Annotated in this window: 18 protein-coding genes; 14 read left to right on the top strand and 4 right to left on the bottom strand. The window is 45.8% G+C overall.

The genetic code is table 11. The features are described from left to right. Window positions 1-2 precede the first annotated feature (2 nt). From bamJ to AC1EK4_RS05765, 3 genes are all read left to right on the top strand, one after another. A complete protein-coding gene (gene bamJ / locus AC1EK4_RS05775; protein ID WP_231725683.1) occupies window positions 3-677 on the top strand; it encodes a BamJ family beta-barrel-assembly machinery protein in 675 nt (224 codons plus the stop codon). Between the two features lie 95 nt (window positions 678-772). After that, entirely contained in the window at window positions 773-2,257 is a 1,485-nt protein-coding gene (locus tag AC1EK4_RS05770) for an oligosaccharide flippase family protein (protein ID WP_480357373.1), read from the top strand. A 626-nt stretch (window positions 2,258-2,883) separates the two neighbouring features. Continuing rightward, a complete protein-coding gene (locus tag AC1EK4_RS05765) occupies window positions 2,884-3,483 on the top strand; it encodes a DNA-3-methyladenine glycosylase I (RefSeq protein ID WP_480357372.1) in 600 nt (199 codons plus the stop codon). A gap of 37 nt (window positions 3,484-3,520) precedes the next feature. Here AC1EK4_RS05765 and AC1EK4_RS05760 read toward each other — a convergent pair whose 3' ends face one another. Beyond that, window positions 3,521-5,335: an alpha-L-fucosidase gene (locus tag AC1EK4_RS05760; protein ID WP_480357371.1), complete on the bottom strand. Its 1,815-nt coding sequence runs from the start codon at window positions 5,333-5,335 to the stop codon at window positions 3,521-3,523. Window positions 5,336-5,721: 386 nt separating this feature from the next. Here AC1EK4_RS05760 and AC1EK4_RS05755 point away from each other — a divergent pair, with 386 nt between their 5' ends. The 3 genes from AC1EK4_RS05755 (at window position 5,722) to AC1EK4_RS05745 (ending at window position 8,086) form a co-directional block, all read left to right on the top strand. Continuing rightward, on the top strand, window positions 5,722-6,090 hold the full coding sequence (locus AC1EK4_RS05755) for a helix-turn-helix domain-containing protein (RefSeq protein WP_052052969.1): 369 nt from the start codon (window positions 5,722-5,724) through the stop codon (window positions 6,088-6,090). Window positions 6,091-6,310: 220 nt separating this feature from the next. Further along, entirely contained in the window at window positions 6,311-7,504 is a 1,194-nt protein-coding gene (gene ilvA / locus AC1EK4_RS05750; RefSeq protein WP_480357368.1) for a threonine ammonia-lyase, read from the top strand. A gap of 207 nt (window positions 7,505-7,711) precedes the next feature. Next, entirely contained in the window at window positions 7,712-8,086 is a 375-nt protein-coding gene (locus AC1EK4_RS05745; protein ID WP_036899747.1) for a RidA family protein, read from the top strand. An 87-nt stretch (window positions 8,087-8,173) separates the two neighbouring features. On the opposite strand, the gene AC1EK4_RS05740 is transcribed toward AC1EK4_RS05745, so the two are convergent. Next, window positions 8,174-9,187 (bottom strand): aspartate-semialdehyde dehydrogenase, encoded by a 1,014-nt coding sequence (locus AC1EK4_RS05740; protein ID WP_062433813.1) that lies wholly within the window; start codon window positions 9,185-9,187, stop codon window positions 8,174-8,176. Window positions 9,188-9,549: 362 nt separating this feature from the next. On the opposite strand from AC1EK4_RS05740, the gene AC1EK4_RS05735 reads away from it, so the two are divergent. After that, window positions 9,550-9,831: a hypothetical protein gene (locus AC1EK4_RS05735; RefSeq protein WP_156431046.1), complete on the top strand. Its 282-nt coding sequence runs from the start codon at window positions 9,550-9,552 to the stop codon at window positions 9,829-9,831. Window positions 9,832-9,951: 120 nt separating this feature from the next. Here AC1EK4_RS05735 and AC1EK4_RS05730 read toward each other — a convergent pair whose 3' ends face one another. Beyond that, window positions 9,952-10,866, bottom strand: coding sequence for a hypothetical protein (locus AC1EK4_RS05730; protein ID WP_062433816.1), 915 nt, complete (start codon window positions 10,864-10,866; stop codon window positions 9,952-9,954). Window positions 10,867-11,135: 269 nt separating this feature from the next. On the opposite strand from AC1EK4_RS05730, the gene AC1EK4_RS05725 reads away from it, so the two are divergent. The 6 genes from AC1EK4_RS05725 to AC1EK4_RS05700 all read left to right on the top strand — a co-directional run bounded on the left by AC1EK4_RS05725 (window position 11,136) and on the right by AC1EK4_RS05700 (window position 20,819). Further along, window positions 11,136-13,265: a cation:proton antiporter gene (locus tag AC1EK4_RS05725; protein ID WP_036899744.1), complete on the top strand. Its 2,130-nt coding sequence runs from the start codon at window positions 11,136-11,138 to the stop codon at window positions 13,263-13,265. A gap of 11 nt (window positions 13,266-13,276) precedes the next feature. Beyond that, window positions 13,277-13,984 carry an ABC transporter ATP-binding protein gene (locus AC1EK4_RS05720; RefSeq protein ID WP_062433821.1) on the top strand — a complete coding sequence of 236 codons (708 nt, stop codon included), beginning with the start codon at window positions 13,277-13,279 and terminating at the stop codon, window positions 13,982-13,984. Further along, the gene (locus AC1EK4_RS05715; protein ID WP_480357366.1) at window positions 13,977-14,813 is read left to right on the top strand and encodes a CvfB family protein; all 837 of its coding nucleotides are present in this window, start codon (window positions 13,977-13,979) and stop codon (window positions 14,811-14,813) included. Before AC1EK4_RS05720 ends, AC1EK4_RS05715 begins: the two co-directional genes overlap by 8 nt. 71 nt (window positions 14,814-14,884) lie before the next feature. Next, window positions 14,885-16,636, top strand: coding sequence for a DUF4091 domain-containing protein (locus AC1EK4_RS05710; RefSeq protein WP_480357364.1), 1,752 nt, complete (start codon window positions 14,885-14,887; stop codon window positions 16,634-16,636). Between the two features lie 206 nt (window positions 16,637-16,842). Then, window positions 16,843-18,189 (top strand): SWIM zinc finger family protein, encoded by a 1,347-nt coding sequence (locus AC1EK4_RS05705; RefSeq protein WP_480357362.1) that lies wholly within the window; start codon window positions 16,843-16,845, stop codon window positions 18,187-18,189. Then, on the top strand, window positions 18,168-20,819 hold the full coding sequence (locus tag AC1EK4_RS05700; protein WP_036899736.1) for a DUF6493 family protein: 2,652 nt from the start codon (window positions 18,168-18,170) through the stop codon (window positions 20,817-20,819). Before AC1EK4_RS05705 ends, AC1EK4_RS05700 begins: the two co-directional genes overlap by 22 nt. A gap of 273 nt (window positions 20,820-21,092) precedes the next feature. Here the strand turns inward: AC1EK4_RS05700 and AC1EK4_RS05695 are convergent, their stop codons facing one another. Beyond that, entirely contained in the window at window positions 21,093-21,710 is a 618-nt protein-coding gene (locus tag AC1EK4_RS05695) for an RNA polymerase sigma-70 factor (protein ID WP_036899734.1), read from the bottom strand. 196 nt (window positions 21,711-21,906) lie between these two features. On the opposite strand from AC1EK4_RS05695, the gene AC1EK4_RS05690 reads away from it, so the two are divergent. Next, window positions 21,907-22,926, top strand: coding sequence for a FecR family protein (locus AC1EK4_RS05690; protein ID WP_036899732.1), 1,020 nt, complete (start codon window positions 21,907-21,909; stop codon window positions 22,924-22,926). Window positions 22,927-23,021 lie beyond the last annotated feature (95 nt).

Below are 23,021 nucleotides of genomic sequence, written 5' to 3'. Positions count from 1 at the left end.
CTATGGAAATGAGAAAACTGGCCGACTATACAGTGCTATTATTGCTTGCTGTGGTCTTCGGACTTACATCTTGCAAAGAGGGAGACGACAATAAGGTGGACGAGTTCCCTAATTGGGAAACCACCAATACGACTTATTTCAACACCATCTATCAAAAAGCAAAGGATGCAGCAGCAACAGGTGACGCTTCTTGGAAGGTATTTAAGAGTTATGCGTTTGCCGATAATGTGCACAACGACGCCATCGACCACATTGTAGTCAAGGTACAAAAGAGTGGCACAGGGACGGTTTCGCCCCTTTACACCGACTCAGTCCGCATACATTATCAAGGACGCTTGCTGCCGTCAACGAGTTATAAAGACGGTTATATCTTCGATCAATCATGGGTACGTGGTTACGATTACGATCTCAAGACCATGGTTCCGGCCAAGATGTTAGTCTCCGGAACAGTTGACGGATTTGCTACTGCGCTCATGCACATGCATCTTGGAGACCGTTGGACTGTTTACATTCCTTACCAATTGGGCTATGGTAAGAGCGCCAACTCTACCATTCCGGCCTACTCCACGCTTGTCTTCGACATCACACTCGTAGGCATCTACAGAGCCGGGCAGGTAATACCATCTTACAGAGCCAGCGAAGCAAAGCAGGCATCAGGATGGATTGAGCAAGATTAAAAACTTCAAACGTATACAAGAAGAGGTAAAAGACAGGAACATCCATCCGTCTCTTACCTCTTTTTTTGTTTCCTTCAATATGGAGACATCATTGCATGAAAGAACAAGAACAGACAGACAACTACACCCACATCCTCAAATATACCGGCTTATTCGGTGGTATGCAAGGGATAAGCATCTTGGTAGGAATCATCCGTACCAAGTTGGTGGCAATGATTCTCGGCCCAAATGGCGTGGGCCTCATGTCTCTGTTCAACTCCACCATCCGTCTACTTGGCGATGCTAGTCAACTAGGTTTGCCGGTCAGTGGGATTCGGAAAATATCCTATGCCTACGAACATGGTAACCAAGAAGAACTCGACCACTACATCAAACTGATTCGTTCATGGAGCATCATCACCGGCATCGTGGGCATGATACTATGCGTTGTCCTCAGTCCGGTGCTCAATTCGTGGACTTTCAACTGGGGAAACCACACACTACACTTCATGCTTCTCGCCCCCATCGTGGCATTATCGACCATCACGGGAGGCGAACTGGCTGTTCTCAAAGGTACACGCCGTCTCCGCCCACTAGCCTTTATCTCGCTCTTCCAAGTGGTCTTGGCACTCATCATCTCTGTTCCTTTATTCCTAGTTTGGCAGCTGTCGGCCATCATCCCGTCACTTCTGTTGATAGCTTTAGGCCAAATGTTGCTCACCATCGGCTACTCTTACCGCTACCATCCGCTTCATTTATCACTCCACAAAGATTTTCTATCACAAGCCAACAGTACCATCCGACTCGGTATCGCTTTCATGTTGTCGGCTATGATAGGCAGCGGAGCAGAGTTTATCATCCGCCTTTTCCTCAACACCCACGGCAATCTTGATGATGTAGGACTGTATAATGCAGGCTTCATGATGACCATGACCTATGCTGGAATCGTATTTACAGCTTTAGAAACCGACTATTTTCCGCGCTTATCGGCTATCGGTAACGACATCATACAGCAAAACCGGCTTATCAACCGACAGATAGAGGTCTCGCTACTCATGCTTGCGCCACTTCTTATTGTCTTTCTTGTAGGCATGCCCATCATTCTTCCACTTCTCTATAGTGGTAAGTTCCTACCGGCACTTGGCATGGTACAGCCGGCAATCTTAGCCATGTATCTACGAGCTATCACCCTCCCGCTCTGCTATATACCACTCTCTCGTGGCGACTCTTCCACCTATTTAATTATAGAAGGACTCTCCGCTACAGCCATCATCGGTGTCGTTTGCTTTGGATTCACCCATTGGGGACTCACCGGAGCCGGCTTCGGAATCCTCTTGGCAGGTATGATTGACTCCATTGTTTCAAATATGATGGCCTACCATCGTTATGGTTATCGCATGAGTCGAAGCAACATAGGCTACACCATTTTCCACATCCTCGTAGCGCTATGTGCTTATGTCGTGGTAATTAACACCCAAGGTACGGCCTATTGGACAGCGGGATTCGTCCTCTTCCTCATCAGTGCCACCTTTTCATGGCGCATATTACAGCAGAAGACCGACATAGTTCGCCGTATCAAAGAGCGCATACATAAAAGATAAGGAAGCCTCAGTAGATTCATCAAAAGTTTCTTATCATCTTGAATCTCTATTCCCTCATCCCTCATCTAAGTATCTTCCCTGAAGGAAGAAGAGCGGAATGGAACTTGTTTTTGGCATCGTTCTATCCCGTAGGCCTAAAGCCCCGCGATAAAAAAGAATCCCTTATTGTCCGAAGGACAACCCTATGAATAACCGTAAGCCTTTAATCTTACGGTAAATGGCACCTCACAATGTTGAGTCTGAAAGACTCCCCCACAACCCAACAGAAGCCTCTCCCCATCCCTCTCCAAAAGGAGAGGGAAAAAGAAATGACCTTTTTCCGTTTTACAACTGAAAACTTATCAACTCAAAGACTCATGAACTAACAAACTCAACCAATAACTTATCAACTCAAGAACTATCTCCCTCCCCTTTTGGGGAGGATCGGGATGGGGCTGTAGAGGGTCGGAGTGGGGCTATTGCAGCGGCTTTTCAGCATCACTGCCTCAACCTTGCAGCATTACTGCAAAGCCCATTCAGCAACACTGCGAACACCCTGCAACAAATCAATATAATTATCTATTCGTTACTAGTGAATTTGTTTAAGTCAGCAAGATTATCTACTTTTGCGAAAAACAAAGATGAGAATGAAAACAGAAAGAGGTAAATGTAAGTGGTGTTTGAGCGATGAACTCTCCGAGAAATATCATGACGAAGAATGGGGAGTGGCCGTACACGACGACCAACGACACTTTGAATTCTTGCTCATGGAGTCGATGTCGTGTGGGCTATCATGGCAGATGATGCTGAAACGTCGCGATATTTTCAGCACATGCTTTGCTCAATTCGATGCCGCAAAAGTGGCACTGTTCACCGAAAAAGACGTGGAACGCATCCTCCAAACAGAAAGAATGATTCGCTCGCGTCGCAAGATTGAGAGCATCATCAACAACGCTCGCTGTTTCATGCAGGTGGCCCAAGAGTTTGGAACATTCGATACTTATATCTGGAAGTTTACCAATGGGCAAACATGGGTGTATCCGTCGCATCAAGAAGAGTGGTGCACACACAACGAACTGTCCGACATGGTGGCCAAAGACCTGAAGAAACGCGGTTTTAAATACGTGGGGTCGGTCATCATTTATTCGCATTTACAGTCTATCGGACTCATCAATGACCATGCCAAAGACTGCTACAGATACCACCAACTCATCAAAAGTCAACCAACAAAAATCCGACTTGCCTGATTAATTAGACAAGTCGGACTTTCATCAAAAACTACTTTTATTGCACAGCAAGTTTATCGTAAGCTATTGATTCACCCTCGCGAACCATACGAACAGCCTTTAAACGAACGTAACGCGCTTGTTGCGGAGTGAAGAAGACCTCTTGCATGATGGGATTATTGCGGATATTTGAGAACTCTCCCACAGCCACTCTCTTCAGATTATCCAGCGTATTACCGACGTAAATCTCATATTTATCAATAAGTCCGGGATTGGCATTGGCCTGAGAAGGCAGATAGTACAAAGCCTTGACCGGCTGTACTTTGCCTAAATCAAGCGTCACTTCACCGGCTTGTTTATCAACTGTGAAAGGTAAACTCTGAACCTCCGAAGTGTCATCTACATAACTATCCTTGGCTCCGGGCACATAGTAAGCACCTATTTCATTAATACATAGCGGGCCACGAGCATCGAGAATGCGTACACGCATACGCTGAGTAGTAATCTCCTTGAAGCGAAGCAAGCGCTTGTAACCAATGGTAGTGGTCTCTTCAGTCATCTTGACGGGCTGCCAAGTCTTGCCATTTAAGTATTCAACGACGAACGAGCGAACACGCTGACCCAGCGGTATATACTCCTGTAACATCATGCGATTAACCTTAGTCGTGCGCTTAAACTTGATATTCATCGTACCCGAAACAACACCATCCGGTGTTGCCCAATAGCTATCATAGTTGCCATCAGTCAACATTTTGGCACCGAACGCTTTGCCACGCTCACTATCTACCGACACGGAAGCACCTTTCAGAAGATTGTTGGCAAACTCCTTCACTATTCGATTATGAAAATCTATGAGGCTGGCAGAGTCGGCCGGATGAATCAAACCTTCCTTATCAACGGGTACATTGAGCAAGAACGTACCGTTATGGCCAACATTGCGATAATACAAATCGACCAATTGGTCGGGCGTTTTCACTTTGTTATTCTCGCGTTCATGGTAAAACCATCCCGGGCGGATAGACACATCACACTCCGACGGTACCCACTTGGTACCATCAGGTTGTCCCTGTTGTAACATAAATTGCTTCTCTGCGCCCGGTGGCATAGAGAAAGGAGTGATGAAAGACCAATTGGTTGCCATCGCAAAACCACGCTCATTGCCTACCCAACGACAACCGGGACCATCGTCAGAAAAGATGACAGCATTGGGCTGAAGACTATCTACTGCTGCCCAAGCACGCGGAAAATCATAGTAGGTATTGGCATCTATCTTGCGTGTTTCCTTTGCTCCGCCATACCAACCATCACCTCCATTGGCTCCATCAAACCACACTTCAAACAGTTCACCATACTTGGTTAGCAGTTCATGTAGCTGTGCATGGAAGTATTCTCGGTAGATGGGAGTAGCGTAAAATCCCTGATGTCGATCCCAAGGAGACAGATATACGCCAAACTTCAAGCCATACTTGCGGCACGCGGCAGCCAATTCGCCGACAATATCTCCTTTTCCTTCCTTATAAGGAGAGTTGCGAACACTGTAATCGGTGTACATAGTTGGCCACAAGCAAAAGCCATCATGATGCTTAGCTGTGATGATGACACCTTTCATACCACCCTTTTTGAGGACGCGAGCCCACTGTTCACAGTCGAGTTTCGTGGGATTAAAAGACTTCGGATCGGCATCTCCAAAGCCCCATTCACGGTCGCCATACGTGTTTGGACCAAAATGAATAAAGGCATAAGTCTCCATTTTCTGCCACGAAACTTGCCGAGCTTCGGGCAACGGAGCGATAGGAGCAGGCGCATTTACCTGTGCTTTGATGCCCATTGAAGATAACAACAATGCACCCAATATCAGATGTTTAGAGTTCATAGTGATTGGTATAATTAATAAATTGATTTAATATTTGAGTTTATCATGTGAGGTTTTGTCAACCCACATCTATATTTCAGTTACAAATATAATCATTTTATAGAGAATAAACAGTTAAGGGACATAAAAAACCAAAGCTTTACTACAGAAATATCACAATCGTTTTAGATTCTAAAAATACAGAAACAGCCATATCATAAACCGCCACCAAGAGATAAAAACACACCTCACAACTATATATCTTAGAAGAGTTCGCATAGCTAAAAATGCGATATTCACACCTCATAAACTTGTCATAACAAATAATAACAAACGAAAACAGGCAAAAATATATAGAAATACTCTATATTTGTACCATAACGTGGTACCTATTAAGTTCGCACAAGGTGAAAAGACCAACCATAACAGAGGAGGAAAGAGACTTATTGAACGATGCTATAGACCATTGGCTCTTGCAAGAACCGTTTCCATTGCTCAAAAACAATATCACCATGGACGATGTAGCAGAAGCAATGAACATGGAAAGAAGCCATCTTTCCAACTATATATACGAGGTTCGGGGAGACACTTTCGCTTCTTGGCTCAGTGATATTAAGCTGGAATATTGTCGAAAAATGCTTATCAACACCGACCTAAGCATCTCAGAAATAGCCTACAGAACGGGATATAACGACCTTGCAGCCATGAGCAAAGCCTTTAAAAAGAAGTTTGGAATCTCTCCACGCAGCTTCCGACAGCAAACGACTACCATCTAACTAAGACACCTCAGAGCCATAGCACGTCAACGTCCAAGGCTTCGTGAGCCCTCGGAAGTTATAGTATGACAAATCAACAAAGATTTCATTAAACCGGAATATTTCTCAAAAAGTGTAAGCATACATAGTTGTAAAACAACAAAAATGATTATTTTTGCACACAAAGAAGAATAGAGATATGCTATGAATATCTCTATTTTAAAATCATAGAATAATAAAAATGCTAGAACTGGAGAACTTCCGAAAGGCCCGAAAAGTACTGAGTGAGGTTATTCGCCCGACCAATTTGGTGCATGCCTACAATGTAAATCCCGAATGTGATGTATATCTTAAGCCCGAATGTTTGCAGAAAACGGGGTCTTTTAAGATACGCGGAGCCTACTATATGATATCACAACTCAGCGAAGCGGAGCGTCAGAAAGGTGTCATTTCATGCTCGGCGGGCAACCATGCACAAGGAGTTGTACTCGGCGCATCGGCCATGGGAGTGAAGTCTCTCATCTGTTTACCGGAGGGAGCTCCCTTTAGTAAGGTCGAAGCCACACGTCAAATGGGAGCCGAGATATGCTTGGTACCGGGCGTATACGATGATGCTTACCAGCGTGCTCTGCAACTTCGCGACGAGCTAGGCTACACATTCGTCCATCCATTCAACGACGAGAACGTGATAGCAGGGCAAGGAACGGTGGGCTTAGAGATTCTCGATCAGCTGCCGGATGTGGAAACTGTGATCGTTCCTGTGGGTGGTGGAGGCCTTATTTCGGGCATAGCCTATGCCGTGAAGAGTCTCCGTCCCGACATCAAAGTCTATGGTGTGCAGGCCGAGGGAGCCGCCAGTATGGTACAAAGTCTGCGTAATGGCAAGCCCGAACGGCTGGCATCGGTATCTACCGTAGCTGATGGTATCGCGGTAAAAGAACCCGGTTCGCTCACATTCGACATCTGTTCTAAATATGTAGACGACGTCGTGACGGTCAACGAAGACGAGATTTGCGCCGCCATCTTGCATCTTATTGAGCGCGAAAAGCTCGTAGCCGAAGGTGCAGGTGCCGTGAGTGTGGCTGCTGTGATGTACAATAAGGTACCCGTAAAAGGCAAGAAGACCATCTGTATCGTGAGCGGTGGCAACATCGACTTGACCATCTTGAACCGCGTTATCTACCGCGGACAGGTGAAAACCGGCCGCCTTTGCACGTTCGATATAGAACTCGACGACCAGCCGGGCAAACTTGTTGAGGTATCATCTATCATTGCCAACCTCGGAGCTAACGTCACCGGAGTACAGCACGACCGCTCCATCAATCGCCAAAAGGTGAATGCCTGCATCTTGCGTGTGACCATCGAGACTCGCAACCATGAACAGATAGAGCAAATCATGAACGCACTTCGCGAACGTGGATACAAACTGATATGATTCCATCTCCTCAATTCTAGAAGTTAATAGGAGTCATCGGGAGTTAACATCTCTTCGAGACTTGAAGTTAACAGACATTTGTCTATTAACTTCCCTCGTTACTCCAACGCCGCACAGGCGATTAACTCCCGATAACTTCAAGGCAGGGCTAATCTGCAAGACATAAACTGATATGATATTATCATCATCTTTAAACACCTATATAATATGAAAGCAATCCATACAGACAATGCTCCTGCGGCCATCGGACCGTACAGTCAGGCTATCGAGGTCAACGGTTTCGTTTATGCATCAGGCCAAATTCCAATTGTTCCAGAGACCGGAAACTTCGTCGAAGGAGGCATCCAAGAGCAAACACGCCAATGCCTTACCAATGCTTCCAACATCATGAAAGCAGCCGGAATCGACCTCTCACACGTGGTTAAGACTACTGTTTACTTGTCGGACATGGCCAACTTTGCAGCCATGAACGAAGTATATGCCGAGTTCTTCAGCCAACCTTATCCCGCTCGCTCGGCTGTAGCGGTGAAAGATTTGCCCAAAGGCGCCTTGGTAGAGGTTGAATGTATTGCAGCCAAATAAAACAGAAGGGAAGCGACCATCGCTTCCCTTTTGTATGTTCTACAGCTCAATCGCTTGATTGAGATATTTCTTTTTCCACCTGAAATCTTACTTCACGTTACCCACTTCTATCAGGTATTCGGCTATCTGAACGGCGTTCAGCGCAGCACCTTTACGTATTTGGTCGCCCGTAAGCCACAATGTATTGCCGTTGTCATCGGCCAAATCTTTACGAACACGACCCACATACACGTCGTCATGACCCGCACTTTCGAGCGGCATGGGATACACATAGTTCTGCGCATCGTCTTTCAACGTCACACCGGGAGCCACTTTCAAGGCCTCACGAATCTCTTCTACACTCAACGGACGCTCGGTTTCAAACCATACACTCTCCGAATGTGAACGCAGAGAAGACACACGTACGCAGGTAGCCGACGTACGAACATCGCTATGCATAATCTTCTGAGTCTCGTGGAACATCTTCATTTCTTCCTTTGTATAGTCAGTCTCCGTCATCACATCAATTTGGGGAATCACGTTGTAAGCCAACTGATGGGGGAACTTCTTAATGGTCTTCACCGCTCCAGTCTCCACAATCTCCTTGTATTGTTGTTGCAATTCGGCCATGGCGGCAGCTCCTGCGCCACTCGCACTCTGGTAAGAAGATACATGAATCTTCTTGATATGGCTCAAGTCTTCAATCGGTTTCATCACCACTACCATCATAATGGTGGTACAGTTTGGATTGGCAATGATACCACGAGGACGATTCAAGGCGTCAGCAGCGTTCACTTCGGGCACCACCAATGGCACATCTGCGTCCATACGGAAAGCACTGGAATTGTCTATCATCACCGTCCCATACTTGGTAATCGTATCTGCAAAATCTTTTGAAGTGCCACCACCGGCAGACACGAAAGCAATATCTATATCTTTAAAATCATCGTTATGCTGTAACAGTTTAACTTCGTACTGCTTACCTTTGAACTCGTACTTTCGGCCGGCACTACGTTCTGAACCAAAAAGAACTAACTCATCCATCGGGAAGTTTCTCTCGGCAAGAATGCGAAGGAATTCTTGTCCCACTGCACCACTTGCTCCTACAATTGCTACTTTCATAATCGATACTTGTTTAAATGAATACTTTATCTTGTTTGCAAAATTACAATTTTCCACGTAACAACACACACAAATTGTCATAAAACCACTCTACAGGCTATCATTTTATCAATTTCAATTTATCCATTCACCTCTTTTTTACCTTTTATTACTTATCTATGACCTACTAAAACTCACCACTTCTCACTCCTCAACCATAACTCTTAAATCACTGCAAGGGCTAGGCAACAACACTGTCTAGGCTCTGCAGCAATGCTGAATGGGCTTAGCAGCGATGCTGAAGAGCCGCTGCAATTTGTTAGTAGACAAGCTAACAAGTTAACGAGTAGACGAGTTTAGGGGGCAGTTTGTAAGTTTTTGAGTTGATAAGTTTTAAAATTGTAGGACGGAAAAGCTTTATTCCTTACTCCCTCTCCTATTGGAGAGCCATTGGTCATCGACCGAGTAGTCGCGTCGGCTCAGCTGGTGCGACAGAAAACGAGGGAGATAATGAATGGGGAGAGGCTTCTGTAGGGACGCGGTATGCCGCGTCCGTGGGGGAATTTACAGTCTCTTGGTGTCATCCTTGTAGTATATATACAGCCTGCGGACACGACATGTCGCGTCCCTACGAATCCTATTGTATCATCAAAACAGTTGTTTAAAACGACAAATGGTATTCTACCCACTTCTCTTTATGCTCCCTTTCTTTTTGGAGAGAGGGCGAAGGGGAGCCCTTGTAGGTGCGAATTGCATTCGCCCAATCCATCTATTTATTTCCTCATTCAGGGCAACTCATCCAACAACTGCTGGAAGTCAGCACTATAGACCACGTCCTTATGAGATAAATCTATCGTATAAATGACATTTCGCACATCAAAGTCTAAAATTATTTGAATGCTCTCTTTGCCCACATTCTTCTCTCCATGTACATTCCTACGAATTACATCGGCAGGTATTTTCTTAAAGATAGAGAAAGATAGATCTTTGATTTTATCAGCCCTAGGGCTCAGTAATGTATATTCTTTGGAACTTCTAATGTCACCGACGTGCCCACTTTTATCAAGCAAAGTAGTATCAGTGAAAAAAGAAATTTCCTTATTACGTTCAATTGTCCAAGATTTATGAATTAGCTTTCCTGAATCGGGAACAAATCTTTTTACTATATTCACCGACAGAAGTGACAATTTCTCGATAGCCGGTTCTTTGACCAATTGATAACCTATAAGTTCTTTTCCTCTATATACGAAATCTATCAGGCATTGCAGGGCACGCGAATACACAGCCTTAGGATAGCCCAAATAGTAACCATAGCTAATAGTCTGTACCCCATCAAACACATCTATGTCAAGAGAAGGCTGGTCGGTCTCCCTCATATCTGTATTGGCTTTGACAACGTCGGGGACCCTATGAGTGACAAAAAGTAGCCTAGTAAGGTCGTACAACCGCCGAGCCACGTGCTTTGATACAGGTTGATAAACGATAGAATCGTGCATTGGAGTAAAATAAATGATGCGTTGTTTCGCTGTACTATCGGGATAAACAATCCATGCACGACGCTCATAAGGCATCACAAAACCGGGCGAGAAACCAACAACGATGGAATCGGGCTGATGTATTTTCACCAAAGTTGCAGCACGACGTTGCCGACATGAAGCTGTAACAATCAACACGAAGAGGAATCCGTATAACCATTTCATAGGCTAAGAAAATTAATTTAAACATACGGTTAGCTAGTTACAAAGATAGCGTTTTTATGTTAATACCCAAAAAAAGAATTATCCATGGCATTAAAAAGGTGATGAACCATATAGACATTCCACACCATAAGTGGCAACTATCAAAGCGAAGAAATCGGAATGTTTCTTTTGTCTTTTGAGGCGTTTCCATTATCTTTGCATAAAATAGGTAGCACTCGGCAATAAGAAAGTAAACTTTCATTGCTCTCGTTAATACCATCTTTGTAAAGATGCTGAGTATATCTCAATACTTCCCCATAACCGATCCGACGCTGATTTTCTTCGTCGTTCTGGTCATTATTCTGCTTGCCCCCATTATTATGGGCAAGTTGCGCATTCCTCATATCATCGGTATGGTGCTCGCTGGAGTGCTTATCGGACAGTACGGACTCAACATCTTGAGTCGCGACTCTTCGTTCGAGATATTCGGAAAGGTGGGACTTTACTACATCATGTTCCTAGCCGCGCTTGAAATGGACACCGAGGCTATGCGACGAAACAAGGCACAAATACTCATCTTCGGACTCATAACTTTCTCCATTCCGTTTGCTCTCACCTATTTTATGGGAGTTGGTATGCTGGGCTATTCGGCTGCCGGAGCTTTGATTCTCGGCTGTATCATGTCGAGCAATACGCTGGTGGCCTACCCCATCGTAAGTCGATACGGTTTGCAACGCAAGTCAAGTGTGATGCTAAGTGTGGGGTCTACAATGATTTCATTGCTGTTGGCACTTATTGTATTAGCTGCCATCGTGGCCTCACACCGCAACAGTTCGGGACTTGGCTTTTGGTTATTATTCGTCTTGAAGTTTGCTGTTTTCGGTCTGGGAATGATATTGGTACTCCCTAGATTGACGCGTTGGTTTTTGCGTAGATACAGCGATGCCGTGATGCAGTTTATTTTTGTCATGTCTATGATGGTGCTGTCGGCAGCCCTTAGCAATATCGTGGGACTGGAAGGTATCTTCGGCGCATTCCTTTGCGGACTCATCTTGAGTAGATATATTCCCCACGTGTCACCCCTAATGAACCGTATCGAGTTTATCGGTAATGCCCTCTTTATCCCTTATTTCTTGATGGGTGTGGGCATGATTATCAATGTGAGGCTGCTCTTCGAGGGTGGCAACATCCTGTGGGTAGTTGCTTGTCTGACGGTATTCGGAACCTTAGGTAAGGCCTTGGCAGCCTACTTGACTTGCATGGGACTTCGTTTGCCGTGGTCATCGGGTCACATGATGTTCGGTCTTACGTCGGCTCATGCCGCCGGAGCCATCGCCATGGTGATGGTGGGACGTACGCTGGAGATATCGTCGGGGCATTATCTGGTAGACGACAGCATCTTAAACGGGGTGGTCATCATGATACTTTGTACTTGTATCATCTCGACTCTCGTCACCGAACGGTCTGCCCAAGCCATTATCCTACGCAATAAAGAGTTGCCACAAGAGGAAAACCAGAATGCCGACGACGAGCATATCCTCATCCCGGTGAAGTATCCCGAATATGCAGAGCAACTGGTTAACATGGCCATCTTGATGCGTAATCCCAAGCTACATCGCGATGTGGTGGGACTCAACGTGGTGTATGACGATGTAGACATGCATCGAAACATGGACGAGGGACGCCAACTGCTCGACCGACTGACACGCTTTGCTGCAGCTGCCGATGTACAGATGGCGACTCAAGTGCGCGTGGCGGCCAACATAGCCAATGGTATCAAGCACGCATTCACGGAATTTCGAGCCAGCGAAATCATCATCGGCATCCACATGCATAAAGAACTTTCGAGCCGATTTTGGGGACAATTCCAACAGAGTTTGTTCAATGGACTCTACCGACAGATATTCTTTGCCCGCCTGAAACAACCGCTCAACACCATCCGCAGGATTCAAGTGGCTGTGCCATCAAGAGCCGAATACGAGCCGGGATTCTATCGTTGGCTCGAACGACTGTCGCGTTTGGCAGAGAATTTAGAATGTCGTATCTTCTTCCACGGACGCAACGACACACTGAGTCTGATACAACAATATGTGCACAATCGCCACCCTCATATCCGTGTAGAGTTCCACTCTATGCCCCATTGGAACGAGATTCCACAGTTAGCTAGCACAGTTGGGCATGACCACCTGTTTGTTGTAGTGACCGCACGTAAAGGAACTGTATCGTATAAGAACGCCCAAGAGTATCTCCCGGAAGAGATTACACGCTACTTCCATGGGCAGAATCTACTCATCATCTTCCCCGACCAGCATGGCGAACCCATCGATAGTATGACTTTCGCACAGCCTCAACACACGGAAGTGAAGAGCGCGTATGAAAGTCTAAGAGAATGGATGAGAAAAGGGTTTAGAAGAAATTAAGTATCATAAATATGATAGATATTAAAGGAATAACCAAGAGTTTCGGCTCACTACAGGTGCTGAAAGGAATCGATCTCCATATTAATAAAGGAGAAATCGTGAGCATCGTAGGGCCATCGGGAGCAGGAAAGACCACACTATTGCAAATCATGGGAACACTGGATAAGCCTGATGGCGGTTCCATTGAGTTTGATGGAGTCAACGTGAGTAGCCTTTCGACCAACAAACTAAGCAACTTCCGCAACCTGCATATAGGTTTTGTATTCCAATTCCATCAGTTGTTACCGGAGTTTACTGCCCTTGAAAACATCATGATACCTGCATTTATAGCCGGTATGGGGCGCAGTGAAGCAAAGCAACGAGCCATGGAATTGCTCGAATTCATGAACCTAACGGAACGCGCTAATCACAAACCTAGCGAGCTATCTGGGGGTGAAAAGCAGCGCGTAGCAGTAGCTAGAGCCCTCGTTAACAATCCCGCTGTGATCATGGCCGATGAACCTTCGGGCTCATTAGATAGTAAAAACAAGGAAGAACTGCACCAACTTTTCTTCCAACTGCGCGACAATTTCGGCCTAACATTCGTCATTGTGACCCATGATGAAGGCCTCGCTGCCATCACCGACCGCACTATTCACCTGAAAGATGGAATGATAGAGCGAGAGACCAACGCCACACCTACACCCCAAGAACAACCAATAACGAAAGAAAATGAATGAACTTAAACTCGGTGATTACAACCGCTTGAAGATTGTAAAGCAAGTAGATTTCGGCTTATACCTTGACGGTGGAGACGAAGGAGAGATATTATTGCCCAACCGGTATGTACCCGAAACGTTCGAAATAGGCCAAGAATTGGAGGTATTTTTATATCTCGACCAAGATGAACGACTCATTGCCACTACCGAGCATCCGCTAGCTAAGGTGGGCGACTTCGCTTATTTGGAGTGCACATGGGTCAATGAATACGGTGCATTCCTGTCATGGGGATTGATGAAAGACCTATTCTGCCCATTCCGCGAGCAAAAGATGCGCATGGAGAAAGGAAAGAGTTACATCGTATTCATCTATATAGACCGCGATAGTTACCGTATTGTGGCCTCGGCAAAGATAGACCGTTACTTGGACAAATCGATGCCCGAATATCACCATGGAGACGAGGTCGACGTACTGGTATGGCAGAAGACCGACCTTGGATTCAAAGTTATTGTCAACAATCTCTTCCCCGGACTAGTGTATGAGAACCAACTTTTCAAACTCATCCATACCGGTGACCGATTAAAAGGATATGTTAGCAACGTACGACCGGATGGAAAACTCGATATCACCTTGCAACAAACAGGACGCCGAGAGACCGTAGAATTCGCCGATCAACTGCTTACTTATCTGGAAGAACACGATGGATTCTGCGAATTGGGAGACAAGAGTGACGCCGAAGAAATTAAATATCGCTTCCAAGTTAGCAAAAAAACTTATAAGAAAGCCATTGGAGATTTATACCGTCGAAGGCTCATTACGATTGAAGAAGGGGGTATCAGATTGGTTTAAACCAATCTCCCCATCATGAAATCAGCCTATATTTACCAGAAAACATAATTACTAACCCATTATAAAACCTCATGAAACACCTAAAAATTAAAAGTCTGTTAGTGCTCTCAATGATGTCAACAACTGTATGGGCACAGCAACCTATCACCGTCTACAACGAACTACCAAATCCCAAAACAGCCACTGCCGAATGGCAAAGTGTGCAAAACAACGTGATAAGTTGGGGCAGTACAGACGTTAGATACAAGAAAGAAGCGCCTTTCTCCGGCTCTGTCGTGACCGCAATCACACAGACTGCATGGCGTGGCGAGCGTATCTCGCAACAATTAGTGGTCTCTGCTGCTACTCCCATCAATCAACTTCGCATTGAATTGAGCGACCTCCAATCAAGTAAAGGTAGCACTATCTCTACGCAAAAAGCACTGAAAGGCTTCGTCAGATACGTCATGACAGACGGCTTAAACAAAGATGGACAAGGCGGTTGTGGCGTTCGTCCCGACCATTCCATATACGATTCGTCGCTCGTGGCCGACCCTATCGACCATCTTAACACCACTATTGCCGTCAAGCCAAAGACCACTCAGGCGGCTTGGATAGGCATTGACGTGCCACAAAATGCGCAACCCGGTCTTTACACAGCAACGGCAACGGTGAGCGATGGCAACACCATCTTGAAACGACTGATGCTGCGTATCAATGTCATCAAGCGCACGTTGCCCACAGCCGACAACCAAATGTTCCACTTAGACCTATGGCAGAACCCCTTCGCCATTGCTCGTTACCACGGCGTAGAGCCTTGGAGCGACGCCCATTTGGAAGCAATGAAGCCCTACATTCAACTTTATCGCCAAGCAGGAGGGCGCAGTATTACGTGTTCTATCATGCATCGACCATGGAACGGACAAACTTTTGACCCATTCCGCACCATGATTACATGGACCAAGAAGGTAGATGGTACGTGGTCGTTCGACTTTACCGTCTTCGACAAATGCGTGGAATTCATGCGCAGCGAAGGCATCAAAGGCAATATCTATTGCTACTCCATGATTCCATGGGAGCTGACATTCCGCTACTTCGACCAAGCTTCCGACGAGTTCAAGTACCTAAATATGGAACCCGGAAACGAGATGTACACCAAGGTTTGGGGCACTTTGTTGAAAGACTTCGCTGCACATCTGAAAGCGAAAGGATGGTTCGACTGCACCTATCTATCCATGGACGAGCGCGAACTTGACATGATGAAGAAGACCATTGCACTGATTCGCACGGCCGACCCCGACTTTAAAATCTCGTTGGCAGGTTCATTGAAGAATGGTATTTCAAGCGAACTGAGCGATTTCTGCGTTGCATTGAGAGACAAATATACCGAAGAGATGAAGCGCAAACGCAAGGCACAAGGCAAGCTAACGACCTATTACACCTGCTGTTCGGAGGCTTATCCCAACACATTTACTTTCTCTCCACCTGCCGAAGCCGAGTTCCTTGGCTGGTATGCAGCAAAAGATAAGCTCGACGGATACCTACGTTGGTCCATTTGGAGTTGGGTAGAAAATCCGCTACAAGATAGTCGTTTCAGCAATTGGGCGGCTGGTGACACCTATATGATTTACCCCGGTGCACGCTCAAGCATTCGTTTCGAGCGTCTCAAAGCAGGTATTCAGGCTTACGAAAAAGTACGTCTGTTGCGCGAAGAGTTTAAGAACAGCCCTGCCAAACTCAAGAAAATCAATCAGATTTTGAGTGCTTTCGACGAGCATCGCATTCCTAAAGAAAGTGCTGCCAAGATTGTAAACAAGGCTAGAACGGAAATCAATAAACTATAAATTAGGAGTTATTGGGAGTTAAGAAGGAGTAAAAAGGGAGTTAATAGGAGTTAGTCGTGCTCATGTGCAACGGGAATTATCGGCCATTAATTCATCTATTCAAGAGCGAAACTATCGTCTATTAACTCCCGATAACTCCTCACTTCTCACTCCTAACGTTTCATCTTTCACTCCTACCTCCTCACTCTTAACTCTTAACTCAAGCCATGTCTACCACCACCTATCGCTATTCGACTCCCTCATTACTGACCAAACACGATGATGAAGAGCAGTTGTTCCTCGCCAAATATAGCGAGGTGAGGCGCGGCGAGGCACCCTGTTTCTTTTACGGCAACATTATTCAACCGTTTATTTTAGCCCGGTGTTTGGTGACATTATCCAAAGTTGTACAGTCTAGTTTTACCATTAATTGGGCTGCCATACGCGATCCTATCGTCACAGCGGGCAACGATAGGCTACGCTTCGAGGGCTTTTCGGGATGCGCCGGCGTCTATGCCAGAGTCGACATAATGCCCGATGGCCACACAGGAGAGTTCTTAGACAATGGCACAACCAACGTAGACTTCAACCAACCCATGCTCAATGCCCTGAACATGACGGGGCAAACCGACCGTCTGACAGTCTCTGTCGGAACCAAAGAGGTGGGTGTTTATACAACTAAAACAAAGGCTGTAGAACGCAAAGTGTCCCTGCCTACCAAGTGGATAAAGGGGTTGACCACCGTCCAAATCTACCAATCGCAAGCCATTTACAGGCATCGGTTCAACCGAATGCAACTATTACAGCTCTTCCAGTCGGTTCCCAAGGGTGCCCCCAAAACCGACTTCTACTTGCAAACGCGAGGCGGCCGCCCCATCTTCTCGCCCATACCGGCAACCGATGCCATCTGCATCGGAGGCATACATCGGCTGCGTTTGCTCGAACCTTTATTGCCGTTGGCCGATGAATTGCACATTTTTACACATCCCAACGACCAAATCACTATCTTTACTTTATACTTCGGAACTGTGAAATTCAGCCTTTCGCTGTCACGCGACAGTTACCGTGGCTTTTCAGGAGAGGGTGCTGCGCTTGACACTTTAATGGACGATATGCCCGAAAAGTGGCTCTCGGCCATGGACAACTACAGTTTTTCCAATCAGCAATTCAATGCCGACCTCTTCGCTATAGAGCAAGGTATCGACCGCAAACAGGTAGACCAAGTAACCATCCGACTCGCTGCCATGGGCTTATTGGGCTTCGATCTAGACGAAAACAGTTTCTTCTATCGTCGCCTACCGTTTAAATTAGAACGCATCATGAAGCTGAATCCGCGCGCCGCCAACGCTATCAAACTCATCGACGAAGACCGCATACAACTGGTTTCCGTATCGAACGACCGTGTAGAAGCATTGGTCATGGGCGACAGCGGAGTGCGCCATACCGTGGTATTAGATAAGAATCAGGAGCGTTGCACATGTCAATGGCACAGCAAACACCAAGGCGAACGAGGCGTGTGCAAACATATTTTAGCCGTTAGAAAACTTGTAGGATGGAAAAAGAAGAACGCATAGAGCGCTTTACCAAGCTCGCCAAAAGGTATAAAGATAGTCCCCAAAACCGACAAGATATACTCCTGCCGTATATCAAAGAATTGGCAGCCATGACCGAAAAAGAACGGCGCGAGTTGTCAAAGGTGAATCAAGACCTCTATTGGGTGAGTAAAAAGACTCCTATAGGAGAAAGTTTTACCTCGTGCAGCCACGACCGTGCCATCTTCTTGGACGCCACCTCCATACTCACAAGCAACGGAAAAGAAAGCTATTCCTATGCCATGAGAGAGAACGATATAGAGCTCTTTCGCAGTATTCTCGACATATACAATCCTAAATGGCTCAATAAACAGATAGACGAAGTACCTTTCAGCAGCCAGCGTTACGGCTATCACAACATTTTAAAATTGGCAGAAGACGGATACATTAAGCTACCGAAACCGGAGCGAATAGCCGATTTGATGGCTGAGGCTCATGAGATTAGGCTGGGAAACCGCGATATCAGTTTCGACAGTAGCAAACTATTACAATTGCCAGTCACGCTAAACGAACACGTATGGTATCTATTTGAGTATCCCACATTTATTTATCACCAAGACGAAAGAGCCAAGATAGCCTTCGCAGAGGGTAAAACTCACAAAGACGAAAGCATCTCAGCCCTTCTTCTCACATGTACCAAAACAGGGCGAATCAGCAGTCGGAAGCTGCTCGACAAAACCATCGCGGGGCTGAATCTAGGTATGGGTAACCTGATGGAAAAATGGTTTATCGACCTACTGGAAGCCTACCAACCCACGAACGAAGAGCTTCTAGAGCGACAAGACAGCCTCATCCAAACACTCTACACGGTCAAATCGCGAGCACAAAACGCAATCTTGAAACTATTGAAACAGATTGTAAAGGCCAGCAACTTCTCGATTCAACCTTATATAGACACTACACAGTCGCTGCTCTTCAGCCTCCCGGCCAATAGTCTTACCGTCATCTGCTCCACTTACGAAGTCTTGATAAAATCGCATCCTGACTGCAGAGAGAAGGTATACGAGGCTCTGAGCCAACTGCTCATGCACAAAAATGACTCCATTAAGAAGCGTGCCAGTAAGTTGTTAGCTACTTATAGCGGTGAAAAACTAGCCGAACTACAACAGCAAATCAATGCTTCACAACCGGAGCTACCGACCTTAGAGGCTTCACAACCGCATCCTTACTGCATGGAAGAGAACCGATTGGCAAGTATTCAAGACAAAGATGAATTTATATTTTCGCTCAGTCGACTGTTTGATACCACCGACCCGTTGGAGATTTGGACCATCGTATCAGCAGTAGCAGAGTGGTTCCCACGACTCGAAGAAGCCGACCAAACACACTTGGAATCGGTCTTTGCCCGTGCCAAGGCGTGGATCGGCGTGACCGAAAGATATCTGCAAGCGATCTTGGCCAGCTATTTATTGGAGTTCGGACTCTGTTTACAACAACGCTTTGCCCCCAAAGCCAGTAAGGGCAAGCAACTGACTGACCTCTTAATAAGAGGAATATTAGGCAAGAAGAAAATTAACGGGGTGGTCTTTACCCCACTCGAAGACCTACGCATCTACAATAATACCGACGATCCTCTAGACGCTTTCAGGCTGTTCTTACTAGAATTAATCGGTATGATGGAGGCAGGAAATCCTGTCGTTCTGTCCGTTCCCACACATCGACCAGGCTACATCGACGCCGACATACTGATTCAAAGACTTGCCGAATACGAACAACGCGGACTCAAGCCCTCGCCTTACGACTTGCAGGTGGCACTGGACCGATGCACATGGCAGACCGACAAACCTGTCAACATCAATCTTTCGGGCGAACTCAAACAGTTGATGGACTATCTCATCAACGATCGTTTTACGCCTTGTAAGCACTACGAATACCCCGAAGCATGGCTGACCGTGAATCTAAGAAATCATCCCGAAGCCATGCGGACTGAATTTTCCGACTTCTATTTCAACCATCGGGCATGGACACTATGGACGGGACAACTCCCCCTCTCATCGCAATTAGCTCCCAAACAAGACTTCAAACAACTGCAATTCGATTATAGTTCAAAGCTGTTATATAGCCCTACGCAGCCCATACTGTGGCAAGAAAGATTGTGGAACTTCCAAAAGGAATGGTTCATGGAGCCACAAGCAGACCTTCACCTTAGCGTATTTCCACACCACGCTACCATTGTGCTGGCGCAAATACTGCGCAAGTGTGCGGTATTCAACCACAAACAAACTTTTTATACCAAGGCATACATGGGCGCATTGCAATGGCTTATGGACTACCAAGAACCGTGGAACGAGACCGACCTGCTCTTCCTTGCCACCGCTTTGGTACATTACGACACCATCGTGCGCACTTACGCCGCCGAAGTTTGGGCCATAGGAACCCACCTATCTACTATTGATAACCGGATATTAGGCGAACAAACAGCCCGCCTCATCGTCTTGAAAGCCTTCCCGCTTCGTCGTCTCCAAAGCGTCATCGAAGACTGCATGCGCCATCGTAGCACCCTCCATGATGCCGCCTTACGCCAATTTCTCTCCCCCATTATCGCCTCTTTGCCCGATAAAATGACCGGAGCAAAGGGAATAAGAGGGATTGTAGATACTTTACAATCGTAGCATCGGCAAACTCAATGAACCGCCTGATAGCTTACATACAGAAAGTTTTATACAACAACTCATCAACTTATACACTCACATACTCAAAAACTCAACTTGCTGCCCCGCCTTAGCAACATTGCTGTTTCAGCTTTGCAGCAATGCTGAAACGCCCATGCAAAAATGCTGAAAGGGCTTTGCAGCAACCTCACCCCATCCCTTTCTAAAAGAAAGGGAGATGATATTGGGTTGACAAACAGCCGAGGTTATGAGCAAAAACAAGATTAAATCTTCCTAACACATCCCAATACTATCTATCAAATAGCTCAACATCTTGCGAATAGGTATGAGCTGGCCGGCTCCTTTCTTAACCAATATGTCGCGCAACATCTTGATGGCACGCTGTATACGATAATCTACTGTCTTAGGAGAAACACCAAGACTCTCGGCTATTTCATGATACGTACAGCCACCAAACCGATGACTTATCAAAGCTTCTCGATAGGTAGCAGGCAATTCATCGAGCGCAATCTTCAATAAACGTATCAATTCTTCTTGTTCATAACGATTAAGTTCAGTTCCCACAGCATCATTCTCATCGTGCCAATAAGCTGCATAGGCACGTTGGCGAGCCGCTCCACGCTCAATAAGCAACAAACAACGATGGTGAACAGTACGAAAGAGATAAGCCGACAATGACTGCCTAATATCCACATGCTCGCCATTCTCCCATAACCATAAAAACAGGTTCTGAACAATTTCTTCGGCATCATTGCCCTCTACGAAACGACGAGCATAAGCTAACAGAGGTTTATAGTATTTGCAAAACAATGCATCAAAGGCACGACGATTGCCTTCACACGACTGTGAAAACAACAACATGTCGTCTTGATGGAAATCTAATGTTTTCATGATTTGCTAATTACTATATCAACTACAAGACTACAAAAGTAGTAAAAACGGGCTAATAAATACTACTATTTGTAGCCGAAAGATAGATAACAGCAGCAGTATTTTGGAATAAAACAGAATAAACATGAAAAAAGTTGTGCAAAAGTTTATGAACATTGATTTCTCAACTGTCATACAGATAAGACATAAATAACCAATGAAAACAGATAACCTTGACATAAACCAACTCTTACCTTATTATATAGAGGGGAAATTAGACGCGAGCGATGCCGCACGTGTAGAAGCATGGATTGCAGAAAACGAGGTAAACGAAGATATAAAGAATCATGAAACTTCGGCATTACAATATGTAGATACACTACAGTCTACACTGCAAGGAGACGAAGACGGAGCTTTACACCAACTGCATAAACGCATGCGACAAGCACGCTTACACATCATGACAATGCGTATACAACGCGTGGCTGCCGTGCTATTAATACCCATATTAATGGCAGCTGTCTACCTATTTATACAGCAACAACGCGAGAAATACGAGATAGTGGCACTCACAGCGACACCGGGTATGGTGGCTCGCACCACTCTACCCGATGGCACACACGTGACGCTGAACTCTCAATCTACCATTCGCTATCCGCGCAGATTCAGTTCCGAACGCAATGTCATCGTAGATGGAGAAGCCTATTTTGCCGTGGCTAAAGACGCAAAACATCCATTCATCGTGCAAACACCCCATGGCCCTAAGGTAAAAGTATACGGTACACACTTCAACGTCGAAGCTTTCAAGCAAGACCCAAATATGACCGTGACATTGCAAGAGGGTAAGGTAAGCGTCATCTATCAAGGCAGAGACAAGCGTACTACGGAGCAACCCATCGTTCCGGGACAAATGGCCCGCTGGAACACCAATACCATGCAACTGGACGTATCGCAAGCAGAAGTAGACGTAGTAACATCATGGCACACCGGAAACCTGATGTTCCAACAGACGCCAATGCAAGAGGTGCTACACACACTATCGAAAAAATACGCCGTAAACTTCGTGGTGCGTGACAAGCAATGTTATGCAGCTTCATTTACGGGAACACTCTACGGACAGTCGCTCGACATCATATTGCAATGCATAGGCATGGCTTCAGGTGTAGATTTCCGCAGCTCATCTAGTAAAAGACTCGATGAACAACAAATCATAGAAGTATATAAATCAACTAAATAATCAACCTACTATTTATGACAAAAACATGAAAACTGAAAATGCACCTTGACAAACACTGGTACAAACAGACTCAAAACAGTATCAGGCGTGTGCTA

This window comes from Prevotella sp. C0026C3, from assembly GCF_056590795.1.
The sequence above is the reverse complement of the archived record's forward strand: the minus strand, read 5'-3'. Positions and strand labels throughout refer to the sequence as shown.

Excerpts from the sequence above, each read along its gene's own strand:
- AC1EK4_RS05740 (WP_062433813.1), bottom strand. The coding sequence starts at position 9,187 with ATGAAAGTAGCAATTGTAGGAGCAAGTGGTGCAGTGGGACAAGAATTC.
- AC1EK4_RS05720 (WP_062433821.1), top strand. The coding sequence starts at position 13,277 with ATGATAGATATTAAAGGAATAACCAAGAGTTTCGGCTCACTACAGGTG.
- AC1EK4_RS05725 (WP_036899744.1), top strand. The coding sequence starts at position 11,136 with ATGCTGAGTATATCTCAATACTTCCCCATAACCGATCCGACGCTGATT.
- ilvA (WP_480357368.1), top strand. The coding sequence starts at position 6,311 with ATGCTAGAACTGGAGAACTTCCGAAAGGCCCGAAAAGTACTGAGTGAG.
- AC1EK4_RS05715 (WP_480357366.1), top strand. The coding sequence starts at position 13,977 with ATGAATGAACTTAAACTCGGTGATTACAACCGCTTGAAGATTGTAAAG.
- AC1EK4_RS05730 (WP_062433816.1), bottom strand. The coding sequence starts at position 10,866 with ATGAAATGGTTATACGGATTCCTCTTCGTGTTGATTGTTACAGCTTCA.
- AC1EK4_RS05695 (WP_036899734.1), bottom strand. The coding sequence starts at position 21,710 with ATGAAAACATTAGATTTCCATCAAGACGACATGTTGTTGTTTTCACAG.
- AC1EK4_RS05690 (WP_036899732.1), top strand. The coding sequence starts at position 21,907 with ATGAAAACAGATAACCTTGACATAAACCAACTCTTACCTTATTATATA.
- AC1EK4_RS05705 (WP_480357362.1), top strand. The coding sequence starts at position 16,843 with ATGTCTACCACCACCTATCGCTATTCGACTCCCTCATTACTGACCAAA.
- bamJ (WP_231725683.1), top strand. The coding sequence starts at position 3 with ATGGAAATGAGAAAACTGGCCGACTATACAGTGCTATTATTGCTTGCT.
- AC1EK4_RS05760 (WP_480357371.1), bottom strand. The coding sequence starts at position 5,335 with ATGAACTCTAAACATCTGATATTGGGTGCATTGTTGTTATCTTCAATG.
- AC1EK4_RS05745 (WP_036899747.1), top strand. The coding sequence starts at position 7,712 with ATGAAAGCAATCCATACAGACAATGCTCCTGCGGCCATCGGACCGTAC.
- AC1EK4_RS05710 (WP_480357364.1), top strand. The coding sequence starts at position 14,885 with ATGAAACACCTAAAAATTAAAAGTCTGTTAGTGCTCTCAATGATGTCA.
- AC1EK4_RS05700 (WP_036899736.1), top strand. The coding sequence starts at position 18,168 with ATGGAAAAAGAAGAACGCATAGAGCGCTTTACCAAGCTCGCCAAAAGG.
- AC1EK4_RS05765 (WP_480357372.1), top strand. The coding sequence starts at position 2,884 with ATGAAAACAGAAAGAGGTAAATGTAAGTGGTGTTTGAGCGATGAACTC.
- AC1EK4_RS05770 (WP_480357373.1), top strand. The coding sequence starts at position 773 with ATGAAAGAACAAGAACAGACAGACAACTACACCCACATCCTCAAATAT.